The 24,524-nt window shown below is 53.7% G+C and carries 17 protein-coding genes; 6 read left to right on the forward strand and 11 right to left on the reverse strand.

What is annotated here, in order from left to right:
• Positions 1–109: 109 nt before the first annotated feature.
• The 5 genes from AV656_RS07480 to AV656_RS07500 all read right to left on the reverse strand — a co-directional run bounded on the left by AV656_RS07480 (position 110) and on the right by AV656_RS07500 (position 5,536).
• Positions 110–1,603 carry a tripartite tricarboxylate transporter permease gene (locus AV656_RS07480; protein WP_063180444.1) on the reverse strand — a complete coding sequence of 498 codons (1,494 nt, stop codon included), beginning with the start codon at positions 1,601–1,603 and terminating at the stop codon, positions 110–112.
• Between the two features lie 15 nt (positions 1,604–1,618).
• Positions 1,619–2,068, reverse strand: a complete 450-nt coding sequence (locus AV656_RS07485) for a tripartite tricarboxylate transporter TctB family protein (protein ID WP_063180446.1) — start codon at positions 2,066–2,068, stop codon at positions 1,619–1,621.
• 39 nt (positions 2,069–2,107) lie between these two features.
• Entirely contained in the window at positions 2,108–3,082 is a 975-nt protein-coding gene (locus AV656_RS07490; RefSeq protein WP_063180448.1) for a tripartite tricarboxylate transporter substrate binding protein, read from the reverse strand.
• Positions 3,083–3,242: 160 nt separating this feature from the next.
• Positions 3,243–3,911 (reverse strand): response regulator, encoded by a 669-nt coding sequence (locus tag AV656_RS07495; RefSeq protein WP_063180450.1) that lies wholly within the window; start codon positions 3,909–3,911, stop codon positions 3,243–3,245.
• Between the two features lie 11 nt (positions 3,912–3,922).
• On the reverse strand, positions 3,923–5,536 hold the full coding sequence (locus AV656_RS07500; protein ID WP_156484814.1) for a sensor histidine kinase: 1,614 nt from the start codon (positions 5,534–5,536) through the stop codon (positions 3,923–3,925).
• Between the two features lie 367 nt (positions 5,537–5,903).
• Here AV656_RS07500 and AV656_RS07505 point away from each other — a divergent pair, with 367 nt between their 5' ends.
• Both AV656_RS07505 and AV656_RS07510 read left to right on the forward strand, forming a co-directional pair.
• Complete coding sequence (locus AV656_RS07505; RefSeq protein WP_063180454.1) at positions 5,904–10,457, forward strand: endonuclease; 4,554 nt, start codon at positions 5,904–5,906, stop codon at positions 10,455–10,457.
• A gap of 43 nt (positions 10,458–10,500) precedes the next feature.
• Positions 10,501–12,450 carry a 5'-nucleotidase C-terminal domain-containing protein gene (locus AV656_RS07510; RefSeq protein WP_063180456.1) on the forward strand — a complete coding sequence of 650 codons (1,950 nt, stop codon included), beginning with the start codon at positions 10,501–10,503 and terminating at the stop codon, positions 12,448–12,450.
• 56 nt (positions 12,451–12,506) lie between these two features.
• Here AV656_RS07510 and AV656_RS07515 read toward each other — a convergent pair whose 3' ends face one another.
• From AV656_RS07515 to AV656_RS07540, 6 genes are all read right to left on the reverse strand, one after another.
• On the reverse strand, positions 12,507–14,720 hold the full coding sequence (locus AV656_RS07515; RefSeq protein WP_063180458.1) for an N-acetylmuramoyl-L-alanine amidase family protein: 2,214 nt from the start codon (positions 14,718–14,720) through the stop codon (positions 12,507–12,509).
• A gap of 133 nt (positions 14,721–14,853) precedes the next feature.
• Positions 14,854–15,930, reverse strand: a complete 1,077-nt coding sequence (locus tag AV656_RS07520; RefSeq protein WP_063180460.1) for a hypothetical protein — start codon at positions 15,928–15,930, stop codon at positions 14,854–14,856.
• A gap of 310 nt (positions 15,931–16,240) precedes the next feature.
• Positions 16,241–17,371 carry an o-succinylbenzoate synthase gene (menC, locus tag AV656_RS07525; RefSeq protein ID WP_063180462.1) on the reverse strand — a complete coding sequence of 377 codons (1,131 nt, stop codon included), beginning with the start codon at positions 17,369–17,371 and terminating at the stop codon, positions 16,241–16,243.
• Positions 17,372–17,394: 23 nt separating this feature from the next.
• The gene (locus AV656_RS07530; protein WP_063180464.1) at positions 17,395–18,195 is read right to left on the reverse strand and encodes a GNAT family N-acetyltransferase; all 801 of its coding nucleotides are present in this window, start codon (positions 18,193–18,195) and stop codon (positions 17,395–17,397) included.
• A gap of 24 nt (positions 18,196–18,219) precedes the next feature.
• Complete coding sequence (locus AV656_RS07535; RefSeq protein WP_197462219.1) at positions 18,220–19,065, reverse strand: MurR/RpiR family transcriptional regulator; 846 nt, start codon at positions 19,063–19,065, stop codon at positions 18,220–18,222.
• 381 nt (positions 19,066–19,446) lie between these two features.
• On the reverse strand, positions 19,447–20,511 hold the full coding sequence (locus tag AV656_RS07540) for an NAD(P)/FAD-dependent oxidoreductase (RefSeq protein WP_063180468.1): 1,065 nt from the start codon (positions 20,509–20,511) through the stop codon (positions 19,447–19,449).
• Positions 20,512–20,657: 146 nt separating this feature from the next.
• Between AV656_RS07540 and AV656_RS07545 the strand changes: the two genes are divergently transcribed.
• The 4 genes from AV656_RS07545 to AV656_RS07560 all read left to right on the forward strand — a co-directional run bounded on the left by AV656_RS07545 (position 20,658) and on the right by AV656_RS07560 (position 24,472).
• A complete protein-coding gene (locus AV656_RS07545) occupies positions 20,658–21,440 on the forward strand; it encodes an ABC transporter ATP-binding protein (protein ID WP_063180470.1) in 783 nt (260 codons plus the stop codon).
• Between the two features lie 25 nt (positions 21,441–21,465).
• A complete protein-coding gene (locus AV656_RS07550; RefSeq protein ID WP_063180471.1) occupies positions 21,466–22,395 on the forward strand; it encodes an iron-hydroxamate ABC transporter substrate-binding protein in 930 nt (309 codons plus the stop codon).
• Positions 22,396–22,476: 81 nt separating this feature from the next.
• Entirely contained in the window at positions 22,477–23,475 is a 999-nt protein-coding gene (locus AV656_RS07555) for a FecCD family ABC transporter permease (RefSeq protein ID WP_063180472.1), read from the forward strand.
• Entirely contained in the window at positions 23,468–24,472 is a 1,005-nt protein-coding gene (locus AV656_RS07560; RefSeq protein ID WP_063180473.1) for a FecCD family ABC transporter permease, read from the forward strand. The genes AV656_RS07555 and AV656_RS07560 overlap by 8 nt, the downstream gene beginning before the upstream one ends.
• The last annotated feature ends 52 nt before the right edge of the window (positions 24,473–24,524 follow it).

A 24,524-nucleotide genomic window follows, 5' to 3' on the forward strand; every position in this document is an offset into this window, starting at 1 on the left:
GAAGCCCGATTTTCACGCTCGGAGAATCCCGGCAGGAATAGTAATGGGATGCAATCATTGGATTTTCAGTTCATCTATCTGAGTTGGTCTTTTAAGCTCCTCCTTTCAATTACGAAGTAGGTTCGGCTTTGCGGCGTTGGAACGCCTTCACGATCAGAGGATAGCAAAGCGAAAGTATGATCAGGACAAACAGCGCGATTGATACTCCCGAGCCGAAGAAGATTCCAAGACTGCCGTTCGAAGATGCAAGGGCCATCCGGAAATTCTGTTCCATGTCGCCTCCGACAATTGCCGCCAAAATCAGCGGCGCCAGCGGGAAGTCAAGAATCTTCATGACCAGACCAAAGTAGCCGAACAGGATCAGCAGGAAGAAGTCGAATGCCGTGTAGCTCAGCGTATATGTACCGATAAATGCCAGCATGACGATGAGCGGATAAAGAATCTTCGCCGGTGTATCAAGAATCTTGACCAACAATCCGACAAGCACAATGTTGATGATGACGAGTGCAACGTTGCCGATGAACATACTGTTGACGAGTGTCCAGACCGTTTCCGGCTGATTTTCAAACAGCAGCGGACCCGGGCGGATGCCGAGCATGATCAGCGCTCCGAGCATGACTGCGGTCGTACCGGAACCCGGAATTCCCATCGTAAGAAGCGGAATCATCGCGCCCACCGAGGCGGCGTTGTTGGCTGACTCCGGAGCAGCAAGCCCTTCCGGAGCGCCCTTCCCGAACTCTTCCGGCTTTTTGGATATCTGCTTTTCTGACGAGTAGCTGAGCATCGACGCGATGGTGCCACCGGCTCCCGGCAGTACCCCGATAATAAATCCGAGCGGTCCGCTTCGGAGCATCGGCATCAGGGACCGTTTCCACTGATCTTTCGTAAACCAGATCTTGCCGACCTTTTTCCTCTCTTTTTTACTGTCTTCATCAATGGTCAGGAAGTTGAAAAGCACTTCCCCCAAGGCGTAAATCCCGATGATCACAATAAGAAAATCGAGTCCTTCACTCAGTTCGGTGATTCCGAAAGTGAAGCGGTAAACGCCCGATTGGGTATCAATTCCGATTGTGCCGATCAGAAGCCCCAGACTCATGGCAATGAACCCCTTGACCATCTTGCCCATCGAAAGCGAGACGATCGCGGATAATGTCAGCAGCATGAGCAGGAAATACTCGGCCGGGCCGAACCTGAGCGCAAAGTTTGCCAGCGGCTGGGCAAGGAGTATGAAACCGAATACTGCCATAATGCCGCCTACGAACGAAGCCACTGCGGAAAGCGCCATCGCTTCCCCGGCCTTGCCCTGCCTCGCCATCGGATATCCGTCGAAAGTGGCCGCAATGGCCGATCCGTCACCCGGTGTGTTAAGCAGGATCGAACTTCTTGAACCGCCGTACATGGCACCATAGTAGATGGCCGCCATCAGAATGAGGGCACTGACCGGATCCATCCCGAATGTGACAGGAATCAGGACGGCGACAGCTGTTGCAGGACCCAATCCCGGGAGCATCCCGACAACCGTCCCCAGGAACCCGCCAATCACAATCCACATAATATTGATCGGTTGGAGGGACGTTGTAAGTCCTTCAATAAATGCATCCATGTTGTTTCCCCCTCCTTAAGGCAGACTGACGCCCAGCAATTCGCCGAACGCATACCAGGTCATGAATGAGAATGCGAGTGTCACAATAATATTGGAGACCCATTTCCTCGGACCGTTGACGACGAACAGCAGTGCCCCGAGGAACAGAATCGTCGAAACGAGAAAGCCCAGCGTTTCAAATATCAGTGCATACACGACACCCAGTACAATCGTACTGATGATCAGCACAGGCGTCCGCCCGCTGAACAATTCTCTGATATGATCATTGGACTCACGGGCTTTCCGGAGTTCCTGGATCAGATAAATCACAGAGAGCACAATCAGCAGGATGCTGATGCCGACCGGAAAATAAAGCGGGCCGTTCGGATTCCCCAGGTTTGCTTTCGGCAGATTAATCGCAGAGATCAGGAATCCCAGCCCCACAACCATCAGGAAGATCGGCATCCCGAGTTTAAACCATTTCATATCCGTCCCTCCTTAATCGAAAGGAAAAGCAGGTAAGGGTCATTGACCCATGCCTGCATCCTCTACAAGGCCTTTATACATCGCTGTCTGTTCCTTGAGAAACGCTGAAGTTTCTTCGCTGTTCATGTAATAGCTTTCCCAGTCATTGTTCTCGACGATTTCCTGCCACAGCTCTGTTTCCGCCATGGCTGCCAGTTGCTCATCCCAGTAAGCAATTTCTTCTTCCGTCATACCCGGAGGGCCCATGATTCCACGCCAGTGAGGAAAGACCATGTCAACCCCTTGCTCCTGGTATGTCGGAACATCTTCCAGATCTTCTTCACGCTCCTCGGCGGAAATCCCAAGAATTTTCAGTTTTCCGGCGAGGTGCTGTTCCTTAACTTCGGACATGGAAGTGGTCACAAAATCGACGTGGCCGCCGAGCAGTGCCGTGACGACATCGCCGCCGCCCTCATAGACAAGGAAGTTCAAGTCCTTGGCATCAATGCCGTATTCACCCGCCAATTGAACAAGTGACAGATGGTCGTTATTGCCCAATGCCGGACCTACACCAATTTTGATTGATTTGGGGTCTTCCTTAATTGCATTCATCAGCTCTTCAATGTTTGAGTATGGCGAATCCGGTGCAACTGCGATGGAAAGCCATTCCGTGGAGAGTATTGCCAGAGGGGTGAATTGTTCATGAGTCAATTCACTGGTGCCCAGCAAGTTGTTGGTGATCACCAGACTTGAGTTGACGGCCAAAGTGTGGGCATCTTTCTTTTCAAGATACTTCCATCCCACTTCTCCCCCGCCCCCAGGCTTATTCTGAACGTTAATATTTTCGGTGACGAGGTCATTGTCCTGCAGTGCTTTCTGGACCGAGCGCGCCGTCAGATCCCAACCGCCTCCCGGTGATGCAGGTGCAACAATTTCAATATTCTTATTAGGAAAATCCGATCCATCTTCGGCATTGCTGTTTCCGCAACCGGCCAATACAAGCGTTGCGCCTGCGATAAGCAACCATTTCTTCATATCTGTCATTCCTCCTAATCGCATTCCGATGACTTTCAGAATTGAATAACTAAATCTTAATAGTGCGGTTCACAAGTGTAAACGTTTACAAATTATTGTGTTTTATTAACGTTCTGTAAATAAAGTTCATTAAGTTCAAGGAAATAAAAGAACGGCGGAATCATCCGCCGTTTGGAAAATATCGTCTTTCGGGCCTTCCCACGATGCCATATACACTCTCTGAACGCACCCTGCCGACCCCTGTCAGGTACTCCAGATAGCGCCTGGCTGTCGTCCGGGATGCCCCAAGCAAACTCCCGGCCTGTTCGGAAGACAGCCCTTCCGGATGGGTTTCAATTAATTCGATGACTTTTTTCAAAGTCACGGAATCAACGCCCGAAGGAAGGTCTTCAGCGGGGCTGGACCCGATTCCGAACAACCGGTTCAACACAGCAGGTTCAACCCGCTCGCCTTTAAGCAACGTCCGCTTTTTCTTGACCTCATTCAGGGCTTCCTTGAATTCTCCTATATCCACGGGCTTGATCAGATAACGGAAAACCCCGTAATCCAATGCTTTCTGGATAAAGGCTGTTTCGTCAGCAGCCGTAATCATGATGACATCGACTCCAGGATGGTATCCCCTTATTTCAGACAGCAAGTCAGACCCGAGTTGGTCCGGCATATATACATCGAGCAGCACAACATCTATTCCGCCGTTTTCCAAGAACTTCAGAGCCTCTCCTGCATCGCGTGCCTTTCCTGCCAGGCTGAATCCGGGAACCTGTTCCAGAAAACCTTCATGAATCTGTGCAACCCGGAAATCATCCTCGACAATCAGAACATTAAACATTTCCAGTCCTCCTATCTGATTTTCGGAAGAAATACTGAAAAGGTCGTTCCTCTGGGATCTGATTGGACTTCAATCTCTCCTCCAAGCAACTTCACTTCCATTTGTACATTTGCCAGTCCGTATCCTCTTCCCGGCCCTTTTCCTGAAACCCCTCGTTCGAATAATTTAGGAAAGCATTCGTCCGGGATGCCTGGCCCATTATCCGACACTTCAAAAAGGATATCCGTTCCCAAGTCGCTTACGAATAGGACAACCTCTCCATGATCCAGCTGCTTCACTGCTTCCATTGCATTGTCAATCAAGTTTCCGAGTATCGTGACCAACCCGTTTAAATCAACAGATTCGGGAAGCCTTTCCAGTGAAGAGCCGGGGTCCACCATAAACGAAACATGCTGTTCAGACGCCTTCGCCATTTTGCCGAGGATAATCGCTTGCAGCTTTTCATCCCGGACCGATGATGAAACAAATTTAGCGTAGTTTTCCTGACTTTGTGTTTCGTCACGAATAAATAAAATGGCCTCTTCATTTTTATTGAGCTGTATCAGCCCCATGATGACATACAGTTTGTTCTTGAATTCATGCGTTTGGGCACGAAGATCTTCTGAAACACGGCGAATTTCGGAAAGTGAGGCAGACATCTTTCTGAGATCTGTTTTATCTCTGAACGTAAAGATGGTTCCCGATCTCCGGCCATCGGTCCGGAGATCCTGCCTACTGGCAATAATCGCCTGCTCTCTAATCTCAAGTTCCTCATCTCCCCGAAAATCATCCTTGAGAAATGGGTATCCCGGTTCACCGATCACTTCCTTCAGAGACTGTCCTCTAACGCTGCCTGTGACATGGAAAAGGCTTTTCGCTGCCGGGTTCATCATGCGTACACGCCCCTCCGCGTCCGTCACAATCATTCCGTCTTTAAAAGAAGAGAAAACGGTCTTCCGTTCTTTGTATAAGAATGCAATCTCTTTTGGCTCGAGGCCTAATGTATCCTTCTTGATATTTTTTGCGAGCAGGAGACTTCCGGCCAAGCCGACGACCAGCGCGATTGCTGAAACGGTAAGAATAGGGATGGAATCTCTGATCACGCTTCTGATGATCAGTGCCCTGTCATAGATGACCATAATCGTGCCGTCGACCTTCTTGTAATCCCCGTAATCGACCAAAAGGGGCGACACGCCCACGAGTGCCATCTCTTCTGCCTTCCCAACCCTCTCTGTGTAAGAACTGCCGAAAATAAGCGCTTTTTCTATCGGGGGGTGATCGAAAACTTTTAAAATCATGTCTTCATCTCCCATGGTGACAAAGAGCCGCTCTCCTTCGGTCATGACCACTGCAGAAGCATCTGTATCACGGAGCAGGTTATCCATCATGTTTCTGAGTTCCGGTATGACATCCTGGTCTTGCAGGGCTTCCCGCGCTGTCGGCATATAAGACAGCGTTTTTGCTGTCTGATAAGCCATCTTTTCCGCATCCGCCACGTCTTCCCTATATTCAAATAATATGTAAATACCAGTGATCGCCACAACGATGAACAAGATCAGGGCAGTTACCAAACCCAAGATCTTCAACTGGATTGTCATGACATTTCGGTTTGGGTTCGATATTTTTTTCATTAAAAATTCAACCAATTCTTTTTTCTAATCATATCATATTTGCCCAAAAAGAAAGGTCGGACTATTGAGCGGCATTACAAGTGCCCCCCCTCCAAAAGACCCCATTCAGAGGGTCTATTGGCCTGTTTTTCTTTGCGACCTCTCCTTTTACTGATCCAAATCGAATAGTTTAATAGAATCAAAAATCTGAACTTTAGCAAAAGGCATTGTCACATCTTTTTGCCCACGCCATGATAAGCAGGAAGGGAGGTAAACTGACTGAATCATAAGGCCCGTGTAAAGTTTCTGTAAGCTTTGCTAAGTTTCCATTGATTCTATTGAATTGCCCCTGATTCTCCTCCACGATTCTATTGGATCTCACACAAAAAGGAGCGAACATTACATGAACCAAAAGCGTTGGCGCAGACCGCTGAACGGCCTGCTGTCCGCAAGCCTGATACTGAGCCTGATGGTTCCGGCGATTCCGGCAGCCGCAAATGCTGAAACTGCGGCAGAAGACCTGCTGATCTCGGAATACATCGAAGGAAGCAGCTTCAACAAGGCACTCGAACTCTACAACGGCACCGGAGCGGAAGTGGACCTCGGGGCCTACTCCCTCGAACTGTATGCAAACGGCTCCACATCACCGACCAACTCCCTTAAACTCTCAGGGACACTTCCGGCAGGCGAGACCTATGTCCTGGCCCATAACCAGGCGGCCTCCGATATTACTGGTAAAGCCGACCTTTTGAACCAGACCGTCATCAACTTCAACGGTGACGATGCGGTCGTCCTGAAAAAGGACGGGCAGGCAGTCGATTCATTTGGCCAGGTCGGAACCCGCGCAAATTTCGGAACGGACCTTACCCTTATCCGAAAAGCGGCCGTGACATCCGGCGACAAAGTCATCAATGATCCGTTCGACCGGACAACCGAATGGGACGCGCTCGGAAAAGATGATTCCTCGAATCTCGGAATCCACCTTCAGGAAGGCGGACCGTCCGATCCCGAAGAACCGATTGACACCATCTCCATCGCAGATGCCCGCGCTCTCCCTCTCGGTGAGACCGTCACCATCAAAGGCGTGGTCGCAGCCAACCTGAAGAATACGATTTCTGTCCAGGACGGGACCGGCGGCATTGCCGTCCGTCCGACTTCCCTCGGCCTTGAAGTCGGAGAAGAAGTGACACTGACCGGAACACTTGCCGATTACCGCGGTCTCCTGCAGCTGGATGGCGCGACCGTCGTCAGCCGTGCGGACTCGGATGTCCCCTCTCCGCGAACAGTCACGGGCGACCAGATCGGCGAAGCCCTTGAGTCGCAGCTGGTCACTGTCAGCGGCGTGACGCTCGGCGACATGTCCGGCGGCGGATCATGGGCGAACTTCACGGCGACCGACGGCAATGGTGAATTTATCGTCCGTGATGAAACCAACCAGCTCGGCCTCGAGAAAGGCATGGCCTACGAATCGGTCACCGGCATCGTCCAGCAGTTTGATCATGGCTACCAGATCATCCCGCGCGGCGCCGAAGACATCATTGCCGACAGCACCATTCTTCGTCCGGCATCTGCAACTCCGGGGTCCGGCACATACGTGGGCCCTCAGGAAGTGACACTGACGACGACCACAAAAGATGCTGATATCCTCTATACCATTGACGGATCCGACCCGGTCGAAAACGGTACGGTCTATGAAGGACCTATCACAGTCGACGAAGACACCGTTCTGAAAACGGTTGTCCGTAATGCAGACGGCGAATCCAGCGAAGTGTCCTCTTTCGAATACACGATCACTGAAGCGCTCCAGATCCATGACATCCAGGGCGCCGATCACTTCTCTTCGTTCGACGGCCAGCGTGTCGAAGGCGTGGAAGGAATCGTCACGTACCACTACGAGCTGAACGGCTCGCATTATTATCACATCCAGACGCCGGATGAGCTTGCGGATGAAGACCCGCACACCTCAGAAGCAATTACCCTATATGCAGGGCGCAACGGCTGGCCGGTCCAGGTCGGCGATCTCGTTTCTGTCTCGGGCGAGGTAAGCGAATATGCCATCGACGGCTACTCCGACCGCCAGGAAACCGATCTCCCGATCACCCAGATCAACGTGCGCGATGACCGCGGCGGACAGGTAGCCGTGCTCGAACGCGGCCTCGAACTTCCGGAACCGGTCGTGATCGACGAGTCGAACCTCCCGACCGAGACGGTTGACGATGACCAGCTCACCGTCTTCGATCCGGAATCGGATGCCATCGACTTCTGGGAAAGCCTTGAAGGCATGCGCGTGACAGTCGGCGATGTGCGCGCGGTCGGCCCTCAGGAACACGGCGATCTTGTCACCGTACTTGAGAACTGGCCGGAGGAAACGATCCACGGAGGCATCCTCTATAAGGAAGGCGATCAGAACGCGGAGCGCATCCAGTTCCGCCTCGAGCCAAACGGACCTGCGCGTGACTTCGAAGTCGCAACTGGCGACCGCTTCGAAGGCCCGAACACCGGCGTCGTCGGCTACTCTTACCAGAACTACAAGATCTTCGCTTCCCTTGATGACATGAGGGCGAACCACGTGGGAGGCGATACGGAGCCGGAACAGACCACTCTCGTCAAGGACGAGGACAAGCTGACGATCGCCTCCTACAACCTCGAGAACTTCTCGAACAACAAGAAGACCACAACCGATGATAAGGCCCGGAAGCTTGCCCGTGCATTTGCAGTGGACATGCAGAGCCCGGACATTGTCGGCGTGACAGAAGTCCAGGACAATAACGGTCCGGACGCAGGTGACTCCGATGCATCCGAGTCATACGAGCGCCTGATCGACGCCATCGTCGAGGCCGGCGGTGTCCGCTATGAATACGCGAACATCAACCCGGTCAACAACGAAGATGGCGGGCAGCCGGGCGCGAACATCCGCGTCGGCTTCCTCTACAATCCCGAACGCGTCTCACTGACTGACGGCATCCCTCACGGTGACGCAACAACTGCTGTCGGCTATGAAGACGGAAAACTGACGCTGAACCCGGGCCGCATCGCGCCGAACGACCCGGCGTTTGAGGACAGCCGCAAGCCGCTCGCTGCCCAGTTCGACTTCCAGGGCGAAAGCGTCGTCGTCATTGCGAACCACTGGAACTCCAAAGGCGGCGACACACCAATCTTCGGCAAGATCCAGCCGCCGGTCCTCGGCAGCGAAGCGCAGCGCATCGAGATCGCCAAGCTCGTCAATGGTTTCGTTGAAGACGTCAAGGCGGACAATCCGGATGCGAATGTCGTCGCGGTCGGCGACTTCAACGACTACCAGTTCGCAGAGCCGCTCAAGATTCTGGAAGGCGACATCATGACGAACATGATCAACCACGTCGAAGCGCCTGACCGCTACACCTACATTTATCAAGGGAACTCGCAAGTGCTCGATCATATCGTCGTCTCGAATAACCTCGTAGAAGATACGGAGATTGATATCCTGCACATCAACGCGGACTTCACCGACATGGCGGGCCGCGCGAGCGACCATGACCCGCTCATGGTTCAGCTCGACCTTGTCAAAGGCATGGAATTCGAACCAATTGTGCCGGAAGACCAATATGTCTTCGACAAGCCCGACAAAAAGAAAGTAACGATCGGCAAACAGAGCGTTTCCGTTACGATCAATGAACGCGGTGTCATCCCTGACGGCCTTCACCTGAACGGCCGCTACGCAGAGCTTCACGGTGAAGGCTTCAAGAACCAGACCGTTTATGTAAAGCCAAAACAAGACGGCACAATCATCGATGCCAAGGGCACCGAAGTGAAAGAACTGATCATCGAAGGCGCGAAGCTGCTTGAAATCCGCGGTGCTGAAAACATTCAATCGATCAAATTTGAAAAGAAAGCCTCTCCGGAATTTCTGACCCTATATGATTCCAAAGGCCGGCTGATCGGCCTTCCTGGTGAAGAGGAGCAGGCACCGGAAACAAACCGGGCGCCTGAAGTGTCCACTTCGATTGAAGACAAGGCTGTATCCGAAGGCGAAACAGTTTCTATCGATCTGTTAAAACACTTCACAGATCCCGATGGGGACTCCCTCACCTATTCGACGACAAAAGGTACCGTCTCCGGAAGCACTCTGACGCTTGATCTTGAGGCCGGCACGCATCTTGTAGCGGTGACGGCGACAGACGGAAAAGCCAGCGTGACCGCCCGTTTCGCGGTGTCAGTGGAAACAGCAGAGCAACCTGGAAATCCTGAAGAACCGGTTGGTCCTGAAGGCTACTATAGCGGCGCGGAAGGCCTTGAAGGCGAAGCCCTGAAGGCTGCCCTCCACGACATCATTTCGGAACAGGAAGTCCTTTCCTATTCCGAAGTCTGGGAAGCGCTGCGTCTGACGGATGAGGACCCTGATAATCCGAACAACGTCATTCTGTTCTACTCCCAGCAGTCCCGTTCCAAAAACCTGAACGGCGGCATGGTCGGAGATTGGAACCGTGAGCATGTCTGGGCAAAATCCCACGGTGACTTCGGTACTTCCCGGGGACCCGGTACGGATATCCATCACCTCCGTCCGACAGACGTTCAGGTGAACAGCTCCCGCGGCAACCTTGACTTCGATTACGGCGGCAACCCGGTCAACAACTGCAGCGGATGCCTGCGCGACGGCGATTCATTTGAAGCGCCTGATGAAGTGAAAGGTGACGTTGCACGGATGCTCTTCTACATGGCGACCCGCTATGAGGAAGGCGACCGCGTTGACCTCGAACTGAACGAACAGGTGAATAACGGCAAAGCCCCGTTCCATGGCAAGCTGTCCGTGCTGCTCGAATGGCATGAGATGGACCCGGTCAGCGAATTCGAACAGCACCGAAACGAAGTCATCTTTGACATCCAGGGCAACCGCAACCCGTTCATCGACAATCCGGAATGGGCGGAATCAATCTTCGGTAACAGTACCGCTGAGAATAAACTTGATGAGGCTTCATAAACAGCGCAATCTAGTAAACTAACGAGAGAGAGGGATATCTACCTTGAAATCCAAGTGGATCAAATCATCTGCCGCCGCTGTACTATTGGCACTCGGTTTCTCCAGTGTTCCAGGGAACACGTTCGCCGCTGAAGGCGATTTCGACCTTACCGTCATGCACACAAACGATACACATTCACATGTAGACACGATTCCAAAACGGGCAACGATTGTCGAACAGATCAGAAGCGAGCATCCGAACAACCTTCTGTTGGATGCAGGAGATGTCTTTACCGGCACCCTTTATTTCAACGAGTTTAAGGGCGAAGCGAGCCTGAAACTGATGAATATGCTTGGCTATGATGCCATGACCTTCGGCAACCACGAATTCGACCTGGGTTCCAGCCCTGAAGGCCATCAAAAACTAAGTGAATTCGTCTCCGGCGCGCAGTTCCCATTTGTTTCGGCGAATACCGACTTTTCCGGAGATGGCCTCTTCGACGGGCTACAACATGATGTCTACACGTCCGATTTCAGTGGAGGAGGCATCTACAAGGGCATCATCAAGGAAATCGACGGTGAACAGGTCGGCATCTTCGGACTGACAACGGAAGAAACACCGGACATCTCGAGCGTAGGTTCGGTCACATTCAGCAACTATATCTCGGCGGCACAAGAAGCCGTCGACGCTTTCCGGAACCAGGGTGTCGACAAAATTATCGCCCTCACCCATATCGGCTTTAACGATTCACCCGTGTATGACAACGACCAGCTTCTGGCGAAAAACGTGGAAGGCATCGATGTCATTGTAGGCGGACACACCCATGTGGAACTCAGCGAGCCAGCGGTCTATCAGGATGGACGAAACGAGCCGACGGTCATCGTCCAGGCCTCTGAATACGGCAAATTCCTCGGTCAGCTCGATGTCACATTCGACGATCGCGGCGCCATCACATCCTACTCCGGACAGCTTCATGACACATCTGCTGCTGAAGCAGACGAGGAGTATGCTGCAATTCTCCAGCCATACACAGACCGGGTCAAAGAGATTGAACAGGAGTCGACCGGTGTTACAGCCCTCACTACTCTTGATGGCGAGCGGCCAGATGTACGCACAAGGGAAACGAACCTGGGCAACCTGATCACGGACGGCATGCTCGCAAAAGCCAAGACAATTGATAGCGCGACTACAATTGCCCTGACGAACGGCGGAGGCATCCGTGCTTCCATCGACGAAGGGGATATCACCGTCGGCGAGGTCATGAAAGTCATGCCTTTCGGAAACTCCCTGGCCATCATGGAACTGAGCGGAGCCGAAATCCTGTCCGCTCTTGAGCACAGCGTTTCCGCCTATCCGACGGCTTCAGGCGGATTCCTCCACGTAGCCGGCATGAAATTCAAGTTTGACCCTGAACAGCCGTCCGGCGAACGGGTATTTGACGCAAGCGTGGTCGGTGAGGATGGCAAGACAACTGAAATCGACCCTGCAGCCATGTATAAGGTGGCAACCAACATTTTCACCGCAAAAGGCGGAGACGGCTATGACATGTTCGGACAGGCCTATGCAGAAGGCCGGGTCAGCGAGCCGGGCTTTGCCGACTGGGAAATGTTCATCGACTATATCCAGTCCCTTGGTACTGTGGATCCACAGGTTGAAGGCCGGATCACTGTAGATCCGGGCGGCCTTGAACCGATCGGCTGGACGGTTCAGAAGAACGGCAAACTGTCCTACCTGGACTACAAAGGAAATGAAGTGACCGGCTGGCTGGAAGCGGATGGGGAAACCTTCTACTTCCACAAAAACGGCGACCTCCGCACAGGGTGGACGAAGGTCGATGGAGACTGGTATTTCTTTGACGCAAAAACAGGAGCCATGAAAACAGGCTGGCTTGAAGACCCGAAAAACGGCAAGACCTATTATCTCCATGAGGACGGCAAGCGCCAGAGTGGAGGCCAGCTGGAAATCGGCGGAACGGTCTACCACTTTAAAAACAATGGTGAGCTAAAGAATTAATCGCGGAATCAAACAAATCGGCATCAGCCCTGTCAGGGGCTGATGCCGATTTTGTTTTAGTAGTAATCGCTGATTCCGAGGAAAACGGCTTCAGCCGCCCGTTGCCGATAGATGGCCTGTGCCAGCTTTGCGGAATCCTGAGGGTGATCGAGGAATCCGATTTCAATCAAAGAACTCGGGATTTTTGTTTCCCGGATCACGTGGAAATTCCCTTCCGCCACCCGCCTGTATGACATCCCCATCTTGGCAACCAATTGGTTCTGCAGGGCGTGTGCGAGGTTTATGCTTCTTTGTTTTTCAAATTTTCCATACCAGAACGTTTCCACACCTTTTGCTTCGCCGTTAAACTTGTTGGCGTGAATACTGACAAATAAGTCCGCACCTGATGTGTTCGCGATTGCCGCGCGCTCTGAGAGTTCGAGGAAAACATCTGTCCTTCTCGTCATGATCACGCTGGCACCGGCATTCTTCAGAAGACGCTCTGCACGCAGAGCCGTATCAAGGACGATTTCCTTTTCAACTAAACCAAGGGCCACGGCACCCGGGTCATGTCCCCCATGCCCTGCGTCCAGTACAACCTTTTTGCCTTGCAGACTTACGACGTCGGATTCGTGTATGTAACCTTTCCGCGCTTTGCCATTCACATAAACGGTCGCCTCGTACCAGCCGGGAATGAACGAGTGGTAAATGAGCCGGTGGCCGAACGAATAGTTTTTCAGACTCGCACTATCGCGGGAAGCTCTTGAATAGACATGTACCCTGGATTTCGCAGCTGCACCCTGGATTCTTGTTTGCGGGGTAGCGACATTGGTCACATGGGATCGGTGAATATACCCGGTACGCGCCTTGCCGCTTACATATACCTTTGCCTTATACCAGTCCCCTGCAAATGTTTCATACTTTAGGACGGTCCCCTCGGAATAGGTTTTAAGGGAAGATGCACTCAGGGAAGCTGTTGAGTACACCGGAGTCGGCTGCTTTTTCGCAACGCCTGTTAACGGACTCGGCCGGTCCGTAATATTGGCAACATGGCTTTTGTGGATAAAACCGGACATTGCCTTGCCATTGACATATACAGTCGCCCGGTACCAATCTCCGTCTGCGGAACGGTAGGACAGGATTCTGCCTTCTCCATAAGACTTCAGTTTTTTGGAGCTCAGATCCTCACTCGAAAACACATGGGTCGGGGACTTAAGTGCGATTCCCTTGAGAGGCAGCCCCTCAACTTTTTGATCGGATACATCGCCTTTGCGGATATATCCTTTTTTCTTTTGACCTCCTACATAGACATTGGCGGAGTGCCAGTTCTCCGAAAGGGTACGGTAAGAAAGCCGATGATTTAGCGGGTAGCTCTTAAGTATGGCAGAACCGGAATCCGGACCTAAATAGACATGGACCGTCTGCTTGGCCGCATATCCGGACCCTGACGAATCCCCGACCAGCAGATCGACATCTTTTTTGGCGATCAGGCCTTCTTTGGCCTGACCGGCTATGTAGACAGTAGCGGTGTACCATTCCCCATCAGCTTGGGTAAATTTCAAAACCTTCCCCTGGCGATAACTTTTCAACACTTCTGATGGATTCTGCCGATCATAGACACGGGTCGGAGACTTCAATGCCAAGCCTTGCAGTGTGGCATTGCTTGCCGTTGCCGTGCTCTGCAAGCTCATCATTAAAGATGCCGGCTCCGGCTCCTGATTGGCCGTTTCTCCGCTTTGCTCCTGAGTTTCATCAACCTCAGCAGGTTCACCCTTTCTGTCGGTCGACTCTGGAGCTGCCTGCTCTTCAACAGGCTCCGCTTCCTCTTCTGCCCCGGCAAGGTCAACCTCTTCCGCTTCTGCAGTTTCCACTCCGTCTGCTGCTGAATTCAGGTTCTCTGCCGGATCTTTAACAGTATCCTCTTCTGTTTCAGGGAGATTCTCTTCTGAAATCATTTCAAGAAATTCATTATCAACAAATCGTTTGATAGGCTCGGAAAGGTCTTCCCCATTAGATCCGACTTCCTCCAAAACCTGAACTTCAGAGCGCCGGTCCCCTATTTCCAAAACAGCGACTTTCTCCCCGACTTCCACCTCACCAACTGCTTCTTGGCTGTCGGTATCAGAATAATACGGCACAAGCTGCTCCTCTGTCTCAGCAGAAGTGATGAGGGCATATAATTCGACTATTTCCGGATCAGATCCATCCATGGTTTCTGCGCCTGCTGCCGGCATACGGAAATTCATAGCCAGCATCAATACGATTACGATAAAAACAATTCTTCTTTTCATGTTACCCCTCTTTATCTATTATTCCTTCAAAGTCGGTCATCTTTATTTTGAGATAAACCTGAATAGATGTCCATGGTACTTTTAATGCAAAAAAAGGAATGCACCTATTCAATCGGGCATCCCTTTTTCGACTTTATGCGGTTTCGCTGCTACTGACCTTGGCGCCGACTATGACTTTGCGGAACCAGTAGATAACCACTGCACCGATGAGAGCGAATCCGAGGTAGCCTGTGATCGGATAAAGCGTGCCGACCAGGCTGACAAATCCTACAAAGCTGAGAGCGAATCCGCCGATTCCAAACAGGACAACATATGCCCTGAAACGCTTCGTGCCCGCCTCCGACACACGCGCAGTGAAGGAATACAGCATACCAACGGCAGTATTATAGATCATACAGAGCAGCACGACCGCCATGATATTGGCGAGCATCGGCGAGATTTCAGCAGCAAGTGCCAGTGTCGGCATGGCCGCTCCGCCAACCGCATCCAGTTTGGTCAGCATGGCCACGTTCACAAGCAGGATGAGTACACCGAGAAGCCCCCCGCCGATTGCGCCCCCGAGCGCAGCCGTCTTTCGGTCTTTAACCGTCCCGCCCATGACTGCAAGCATCGAGGCGCTGCATGCGATATTAAAGGATACATACAGGAGGGCACTAAGCAGCCAGTGAGGCGCTGCCGCATCCTGCTCCTGTGCCAAGCGTGCAATCTCGGCACCTGACACATCAGCCGTAAGGACCGAATAGCCCGCCAAGATGATGATCATGGCAACCAGGAACGGTGTGACGGCCCCGATCACCGTGATGATTTTCTGGACATTCAGCAGAACGGTCACCATTGTCGCCACTACCATGAACAAACTTCCGACAACCGCAGGAATCCCGAACTGCTCCTCAAAAAGCGAACCTGCACCGGCATACATGATGACCGCCACGCCAAAAAGGAAGAACGTAATGACGGCATCCACGAACATGCCGATCGGCTTTCCGCAGATTTTATAAATGATTTCTTTATGAGACTTCGATTTGAGTGAACTTCCGATACTCGCCAAATTCATTCCGATAAAAGCAAATATGGCCATGGCGGCTATTCCGCCGGCAATCCCCCACAAACCGAAACTTGTGAAAAACTGAAGTATCTCCTGGCCCGAGGCAAAGCCTGCCCCTACCACTACCCCTGCAAATGCTGCGCCTAACCGGATACTCTCTTTCAACTTGCATTCCCCTCCGTTTTCGGGAAGGTTTACCTGTCCGTAAAACAGTCCATTCCCCGGTTGTTTTTCTGTGTTGTGAATGAATCCGCGAATAAGAAAGCGTTTTCTTGGATGTAAACACAATACACCGAAAACTCTCAACATTCAAGTCTATCGGGAAATTTGAACCATATCAGTTCAAATTACCTACAATATTTATTCTCTGCTTCTTCCAACTATGGTTGTGTCTTGACGGAATATTCAGTTGAGTATTGCGAGAGAAAAGCGGTGCCTGAAAGCACCGCCGATTTGCTCGGACCGCTCGCCCCCCTCAGCGGGCAGTCTCTGCACCCTCGGCCCGGAATACTTCTTCGCCGATTGTGTACTTATTCATTTTTTCCAGATCCGGCTCATAGCCGATTCCATAACCGGAAGGAACAGTGATCTCACCGTCCACAGCCTCAACAGCTGGTGTGATGATGTCTTCTTCCCAGTACCGGTCGGAACCTGCCGTATCCCCCGGATGCGTGAAGCCCGGAAGCGTCGTCAGTGCCACATTATGTGCGCGTCCGATGCCTGCTTCCAGCATTCCCCCGCACCAGAGGTCGATGCCTTTACCGACGCAGTAGTCGTGGATCTTTTTTGCTTCGGTCAGACCGCCGACCCGGCCGATTTTCACGTTGATGATCCGGCAGCTGCCAAGTTCAACCGCCTTGCGGGCATCCTCCAGTGAGTGGATGCTTTCGTCGAGGCAAACCGGCGTCTCGAGCTCTTCCTGCAGCTTTGCATGATCGATGATGTCATCATGCGCAAGCGGCTGCTCGACCATCATGAGATCAAAGTCATCAAGCATCTTCAGGAGCTCGATATCAGCCAGTGTATAGGCGGAGTTGGCATCAGCCATAAGCGGGACGTCAGGGAAGGCTTGCCGCACCGCCTTGATAATCTCAATATCGGCACCCGGCTTGATTTTCATCTTGATCCGTTTATAACCCTGTTCGATAAAGTCGCGGACCGACTCGACCATCTGCTCCTTGCTGTCCTGGATACCGATCGAGATGCCGACATCAATCTTCTCCTTATTACCGCCAAGCGCTTCCGCGAGCGACAGTTTGTTGCGTTTTGCATACAAGTCCCAGACGGCACCCTCGACCGCTGATTTCGCCATATTGTTCCTGCGGATCGGCGCGAAGATTTCACTTACCTCGTCGGGATGGCTGATTTCTTTGCCGAACAGAAGCGGAACGAGGATGTCACGGATCACGTGTGCATTCGTTTCGACCGTCTCTTCCGCATACCACGGGTAAGAAAACGCGACCGATTCCCCCCAGCCGGAATTCCCTTCCTCATCAATCGCTTCAATCAGAAGGAACGGCTTATCCTGCATCGTCCCGAAGCTCGTCGTAAATGGATGCTTCATGCGCATCTCCATGCGGCGCATGCGAATTTCACTGATCTTCAATATTCCCATCTCCCTTTCAGCTGTCAGAGCGGAACATGCTCTTTTTTGACCAGAACGTACTCATTCAGGCGCCCGTCTTTTCTCCGGACGTCCGCCAGCACATAGCCGGTGCGGAAGGCCTGTGTGAAAACCTTCCTCGTCTTCTCCCGCCAGTCAATGGCAAGTGCCATGTCTTCCTTGCGCAATCCTTGGAAATCGGCCGGAACCGGGATGGCGAAGGCCGCTGTATCCGGCACCTCCCCGGGCGGTTCCAGGACAGGCTGCCCCGATGCGCTGAACGACAGCCTGTACGGTTTCTCCTCGTCCAACCCCGGCTGGCGGACGCCGTCTGTCACGCGCGGGCTTTCGATCCACCAGTCCAGCCGGAAGCGGTCCGACGGCAGGCCTGCGTTCAGCGGGTCCTTCATCTCTCCGTAGCAGTTTTCCCAGTAGGTACTGACCACGCCGCCAAGCTTCCGGATGTTCAGGTAGGCATTGCGGCTCTCAAGCGGGTCGAATGTCCACTGTATCCAGTCATAGCCGATTTCCCTTGCCAGTTCCGCCTGGTGCCGCTTCATCGCCGCACCCAGCCCCAAATGCCGGTATTCCGGAAGGAGCGCTAGCATATGTGAGCACAGGTAAGGACGCTTGCCGTCAAAGCCTGCAAAGCTATACTGGAAGCCCACCGCACGGTCCCCGATAAACGCGCCGATCAGGAGGCCTCCGTTTTTCATTGCGGTCATAAACTGCTGGGGCGGCGTGGCACTTCCCCAGACGGCTCTCTCCAGTTCCGATGCCTGGTGGGTTTCTTCTTTTTCAAACGACCGGATCACCGGTTGCTCCATGCTTATTCCCCTCCCCCGCGTGTATCAGATACCTTCCACATAATAGAACCCATTTTCAATCTCCCGAGCCGCTTCCTGCTTCTTTTTCACCGCTGCCGGATTCTTTACGCAGGCGTCCGCCACGAGCGCATTCAGGAATGAAAAGAGAGGCGCCGCCTTGTCGACCGTAGAGGTGCCTGACTCGATGGAAAACAGCACGTCACAGTACGCCGATATTGGCGCCGACAGTGAATCGGTGATGCCGATGACAAATGCGCCCCTCTTTTTCGCAACGCCAGTAATCTCAAGTGTTTCTTTCAGATACCGGTGGAAGCTGAAGACGATCAGCACGGAGCGGCTGTCCGTCCGGGCCATTGAAAGAGCCGGATCTTCCGCCTGAGGGTGCATCACATGGACGCCATCGTGCACGTACCTGAGCATAAGTGACAGCCATGATGCAGCAGGGTAAGAAGCACGGAGGCCGAGCACAGATACGTTCTCGGCAGTGAGGATCTCACGGACAGCCCTGTCGAACTGAACGGGGTCAATGCCTTTGGCCGTCTCGGCAATCGCCCGCTGATCCCGCTCCATGACCTTCTCATAAACAAGGCTTTCTTCTCCGATCATCAGCTTGTCATCCTGATAATCAGAAAAACTGCTTTCAGGTGTATACAGCTCTTCCCGGATCGCCTTTTGCAGCGCCGGGTAACCGGTGAATCCCATATTGTAGCTGAAGCGGATGACCGTCGACTCGCTCGTCCCGGTCCGCTCCCCCAGCTCCGAACCTGAACAGACTGCCACCTCATGGGGCCGCTCCATCACATATTCCGCCACTTTCCGCTGTCCCCTGGGGAGCTTGAGAATCTCCCGGTGGACCAATCCCTTCAACATCATCCCGTACACCCCATTCGACTTTATGTAATGACCGAAACATCAAGAAGCCCGCAAGCGGGCGGGACAAGTTTGATTCGGACGTGCAATGGCCGTCCGAACTGCTATGAAGGAATTCCTGCATAACTTTTCCATTTTTGAAGGGAATCCTTCAACCTAATTTTTACACTATCATGATTAATAGAGGTCTGCAATATATTTCTGAATATTTATACCCTGCCTATATGAAATATATGGCGAGTTGTGTTCTCAACACATCCAAAAACCGGACAGGCGGTGCAGATTCCTGCAAAGCCTGTCCGGTTGGAGTATCGGTGAATGTGTAACTTCCCTGGTTCAACCTGTCATGACTGGGGCGGAAGCAATCATCAACGGCGCCTGTCATCCACCGCTCTTTACTTCATCCGCCAGCTGCCTGAGGAGGGTTCGGTTCCGCTCTTTAAAGCGTTCGTTGTGCGAAGAAACCATGCCGCGGTCATGGGCATCGGGTTCAATGTAGGTTTTGGCACGGTTGGCGGCATTAACTGCATCATTGAACGCACCGACCAGAAGGTTCACCTTGCCGGAATAAGACAGGCAGTCACCTGCCGCAAAAATGCCCGGAACAGAAGTTGCGGCATCCGCACTTCCTTCGAAGAAATGCCCGTCTTTCCGGAGCGGTTCCGATCCGGCACCAAACTCAAGTGCCGCATCCCGCTCATATCCATGGCTGACGACGACATCATCCACTTCGACGCGGGTAAGGGCGCCTGTTTCCGTATCCTTCAGTTCCACCATCTCGATCCGGGTTTTCGCGCCATCGGCAAGCAACCGGTGAATCGCCACATGCAGCAGGATGTCCGTGCCGCTCCGCTTCACCTTCTCCACCTGCGCCTCATGCGCACAGAAATTGTCCCTGCGGTGGACAAGGATTACTTTTGCCGCGATGCCGGACAGCTCGTCCGCCCAGTCGACCGCTGCGTCCCCTCCTCCCGAAATCAGCACGGTTTTGCCGGTGAATGTTGCAAGCGACGGCATCGTGTAATGAAGGTTGTCCATCTCCGCCACGGCAGCTCCCTGAAGTCGGAGCTTCTGGGGCGAGACAATGCCGCCTCCGTTAGCCATGATGATGGTCCTCGACAAATGGACCTGCCCAAGGTGGTCCTCCACCTCAAACAGTCCATGGCCGTTTTTCCGGATTGCAGTGATCTTCGTACCTGTCAGAACTTCAGGATTGAACGTCTTCCCCTGTTCAATCAGCTGTCTCCGGAACGTCTCTCCCTGAAGCGGAGGCTGGCCGCCCGCATCCCATATCATCTTCTCCCGGAACAGGCATACCTTGCCGCCCAGTTCTTCCCTAGCCTCGATCAGCCGCACGTCCATACCGCGGAGCCCGGCGTAAAACGCCGAGTACAGCCCGGCCGGTCCCCCGCCGATAATCGTCACGTCCCGGATTGGTTCTGCCATGTCATTTTCCTCCCTCTCCTGCTTCAGAAAACAGTTGACACCTTCATGCTTTGGCTATATCATCTGAAATTGAAAATCATTCTCATTGATAATCATTTTCATCGAGAATAACACGATTCACTCCAAAAAGAAAGGAGAAACCAGATATGCAACTGCTCGCCGAACAAATCCGGGTCGGCTACGGAGAAACCCCCATCGTCCACGGGATGGACATTACGTTCCCGCAGGGCAAGATTACGACCATCATCGGTGCGAACGGATGCGGCAAATCGACGCTCCTAAAGGCGCTCACCCGCATCATCCCCCACCAGGGCGGTGCCGTCCTGCTCGACGGTACCAATATCCGATCGATGGATACAAAGGCGCTCGCGAGGAAGATGGCGATCCTTCCCCAGACTCAGGACAGTGCAAACGGACTCATGGTGGGGGAACTCGTCGCCTACGGCCGATTCCCCTATCAGAAAGGTTTCGGACGACTGAGCGCAGAAGACCGCCGCATGGTCGACTGGGCGCTGGAGGCGACCCGCATGGACGAATTCCGTGACCGGCCGGTGGATGCACTTTCCGGCGGGCAGCGGCAGCGGGCATGGATTGCAATGGCCCTCGCCCAGGATACCGGGATCATTTTCCTGGACGAGCCGACTACTTATCTGGACATGGCCCACCAGCTCGAGGTCCTGGAGCTTCTTCAGAAGCTGAACCGGGAAGAAGGCCGAACGATCGTCATGGTGCTCCATGATCTTAACCAGGCCGCCCGCTTCTCCGACCATCTGATCGCCCTATCGTCCGGGCGTCTCATCAAAAGCGGACCGCCGGAAGATGTGCTCGTCCCTGACGTGCTAAAAGACGTGTTCCGGATCGATGCCGTCATCGGAAAGGACCCGAGGACAGGGACCCCCTTCTGCATGACCTACGATCTGATCAAATAATTGACCCATCCGAAGGAGAATCCATATGAACAAGAAACTGCTCCTGATCCTCACCCTTTTCATTACACTGGCACTTGCCGCATGCGCGTCCGGCTCCCCGGACAACAGCAAGGAGGAAGCAGAAGAAAAGACTTCCTCTGACACCATCGTCTACGAATCCGAAACGGGTCCGGTCGAAGTCCCGGCCGACCCTCAGCGCGTCGTTGTCCTGTCCTCCTACGCAGGCGATCTGATCAAGCTCGGCGTGCCGATTGTCGGCGTAGACTCCTGGTCGGCAGCCAATCCGAGCTTCGATGAAGCGCTGAAAGACGCTGAAGTTGTCTCCAATGAAGACATCGAGAAAATCATCGAACTGGAGCCCGACCTCATCATCGGCCTGAACAACATCCAGAACGCCGACAAGCTGGAGAAGATCGCACCGACCGTTCTCTTCACCTATGGAAAGAACGACTATCTCCAGCAGCACATCGAAATTGCCAAAGTCGTCAACAAAGAAAAAGAAGCCACTGATTGGGCCGAAGACTTCAAGAAGCGCTCCGAAGAGCTTGGAACACGCATCAAAGAAAAGATCGGTGAAGACGCTACCGTTACCGTCGCAGAGAACTTTGAGAAGCAGCTGTACCTGTTCGGGGACAACTGGGGACGCGGCACCGAAATCCTCTATCAGGCAATGGGCCTGAAGATGCCGGAGAAGGTCGAGGACGTCGCACTTGAGCCCGGCTACTTCGCCATCTCCCAGGAAGTGCTCGGGGACTACACCGGCGATTACCTGGTCTTGAGCCTGACGGAAGAGCAGGACACCTCATTCATGGATACTGCCTGGTTCAAGGAGATCCCGGCTGTGAAAAACGGCAACCTGATCGTGGCTGATGCCCGTTCTGCCTACTTCAATGATGCCCTGACGCTTGATGACCAGCTGGACTTCTTTGAACAGGAATTTCTCGGAAACGAATAACGTAGAAAGGCGGTCCGTCCGGCCGGGTATGGCCCGGTCTGCGGACCGTTTTTCCGATGATTGAGGATAGTGACGATTGATATGAAGACCAAACGACTGATTCCATTTCCGATACAGCTTATGCTCGGCGTCCTGCTTGTGGCCGGTTCATTTGTTGCGGCGCTGACGCTCGGAGCCGCGGATACCGGCATCCGCGATGTCTGGCAGGCGGTGTTTTCAGAGACCGGCGAACATGCCGCCATTCTACGGGAACTGCGCATCCCGCGTGTGATTGCAGCCATCTTCACCGGAGCGGCACTCGGCGTTGCCGGTGCCATCATGCAGGGGGTGACCCGCAACCCGCTCGCGGATCCCGGCCTTCTCGGGCTCACCTCCGGGGCGAATGCCGCACTCGCCCTTTCGCTGGCGCTGATACCGGGCATCCCCTACCTCGGGATCCTTGCGGCCTGCTTTATCGGCGCTGCTGCCGGCATGATCCTCGTATTCGGCATCGGGGCCTCCAGCCGCGGAGGCATGTCCGCGATGCGACTCGTTGTCGCGGGCGCTACGGTATCGGCTTTCCTGCAGGCGGTCGCGGACGGAACGGGAATCGTATTCCAGATCTCCAAGGATGTCTCGCTCTGGACAGCGGGCGGTCTGATGGGCACGACCCCCAAGGCGCTCATCATCGTCCCGTTTATCGCAATCGGACTGATCGGCGCAATTGCCGTCAGCCGCCAGCTGACCATTCTCAGCCTCCAGGAAGACGTGGCGGCCGGTCTTGGCCAGCGCGTCTTCCTGATGAAGGCCATCATGATGGGCATCACCGCCCTTCTCGCAGGCGCTGCGGTCGCCCTCGTCGGCAACCTGGCATTTGTCGGCCTTATCATTCCGCATATCGTGCGGACCTTCAGCGGGTCAGACTATACACGGATCATCCCGATGAGCGCCATTCTCGGCGCCGCGTTCATGATTTTGGCCGACCTTGCGGGCCGGACCCTGAATGCGCCGTTCGAAACGCCTGTCGTTGCAATCACGGCACTGATCGGACTGCCATTCTTCCTCATGATCGTACGGAAGGGAGGGCTCCGTGATGCATGAAGTAAAAAGACGCAATCCGCTCATCCGGACACTTTTGCTTGCAGGACTGTTCCTTGCCGTGCTCATTGTCGCCCTTTCATCCGGAGCATCCGGTGTAGCGGTCGACCGGCTCATTCCCGTCCTATCAGGCAATGGCACATTCAAGGAATCGTTCATCCTGCTTGAAGTGCGGCTTCCAAGGCTGACGGTGCTCGTGCTTGCCGGAGTGGCGCTTGCGGTTTCCGGGTCGATCCTGCAGACGGTCACGAGAAATGACCTGGCGGACCCCGGCATCATCGGAATCCATTCCGGAGCAGGTTTTGCGATCACCGTGTTTTATCTGTTTGCCGGAGGCGGCATTCCATATTACGCCTATGTGCTTCCGCTGGTTGGATTTGCCGGAGCCATTTTGACTGCGGGATTGATTTACCTGTTCTCGACCGAGAAGGGGCGGGGCCTCCGCCCGATGCGCCTCCTTCTGGTCGGAATCGGATTTGCTTCCGCTCTATCCGGCGGAATGATGCTCCTCATCTCCGGCGCCGAGCGGCAGGAGGCCGCCTTTGTCGCGGAGTGGCTGGCAGGAAGCCTCTGGGGCGCCGACTGGCCGTTTGTGCTCGCTCTCCTGCCGTGGGTTATTCTGCTGGTCCCATTCGTCCTGTACCGGTCGAACACACTCAATATCCTGGCGCTCAGTGAACCTTCAGCGATCGGGCTGGGCCTGCGACTGTCCCGAAGCCGGATGATTCTAATTGCGATTGCCGTCGCACTTGCCGCGGCTGCCGTTTCCGTCACCGGCTACATCGCCTTCATTGGTCTGATGGCCCCGCATATCGCACGGGCCATCGCCGGTCCGCGCCACCAGCATTACCTGCCCGCGGCGATGCTGATCGGTGCAGGGCTCCTTGTCGCTTCGGACACGATCGGCCACTCTCTCCCGGCCTTCAGCATCCCCGCGGGTATTATCGCGGCACTCATAGGCGCGCCGTACTTCCTTTATCTGATGAGGAAAAGCGGATAACCTGGGAGCGAAAACAAATAAAAACAGCAGCCGTCCGCCGGCTGCTGTTTTT

The organism is Bhargavaea cecembensis, assembly GCF_001619585.1.
GTDB lineage: Bacteria > Bacillota > Bacilli > Bacillales_A > Planococcaceae > Bhargavaea > Bhargavaea cecembensis_A.

Coding starts and splice junctions, on each gene's coding strand:
- AV656_RS07490 (WP_063180448.1), bottom strand. CDS start 3,082: ATGAAGAAATGGTTGCTTATCGCAGGCGCAACGCTTGTATTGGCCGGT.
- AV656_RS07540 (WP_063180468.1), bottom strand. CDS start 20,511: ATGGCAGAACCAATCCGGGACGTGACGATTATCGGCGGGGGACCGGCC.
- AV656_RS07480 (WP_063180444.1), bottom strand. CDS start 1,603: ATGGATGCATTTATTGAAGGACTTACAACGTCCCTCCAACCGATCAAT.
- AV656_RS07555 (WP_063180472.1), top strand. CDS start 22,477: ATGAAGACCAAACGACTGATTCCATTTCCGATACAGCTTATGCTCGGC.
- AV656_RS07485 (WP_063180446.1), bottom strand. CDS start 2,068: ATGAAATGGTTTAAACTCGGGATGCCGATCTTCCTGATGGTTGTGGGG.
- AV656_RS07535 (WP_197462219.1), bottom strand. CDS start 19,065: ATGTTGAAGGGATTGGTCCACCGGGAGATTCTCAAGCTCCCCAGGGGA.
- AV656_RS07545 (WP_063180470.1), top strand. CDS start 20,658: ATGCAACTGCTCGCCGAACAAATCCGGGTCGGCTACGGAGAAACCCCC.
- AV656_RS07550 (WP_063180471.1), top strand. CDS start 21,466: ATGAACAAGAAACTGCTCCTGATCCTCACCCTTTTCATTACACTGGCA.
- AV656_RS07560 (WP_063180473.1), top strand. CDS start 23,468: ATGCATGAAGTAAAAAGACGCAATCCGCTCATCCGGACACTTTTGCTT.
- AV656_RS07505 (WP_063180454.1), top strand. CDS start 5,904: ATGAACCAAAAGCGTTGGCGCAGACCGCTGAACGGCCTGCTGTCCGCA.
- AV656_RS07515 (WP_063180458.1), bottom strand. CDS start 14,720: ATGAAAAGAAGAATTGTTTTTATCGTAATCGTATTGATGCTGGCTATG.
- AV656_RS07530 (WP_063180464.1), bottom strand. CDS start 18,195: ATGGAGCAACCGGTGATCCGGTCGTTTGAAAAAGAAGAAACCCACCAG.
- AV656_RS07495 (WP_063180450.1), bottom strand. CDS start 3,911: ATGTTTAATGTTCTGATTGTCGAGGATGATTTCCGGGTTGCACAGATT.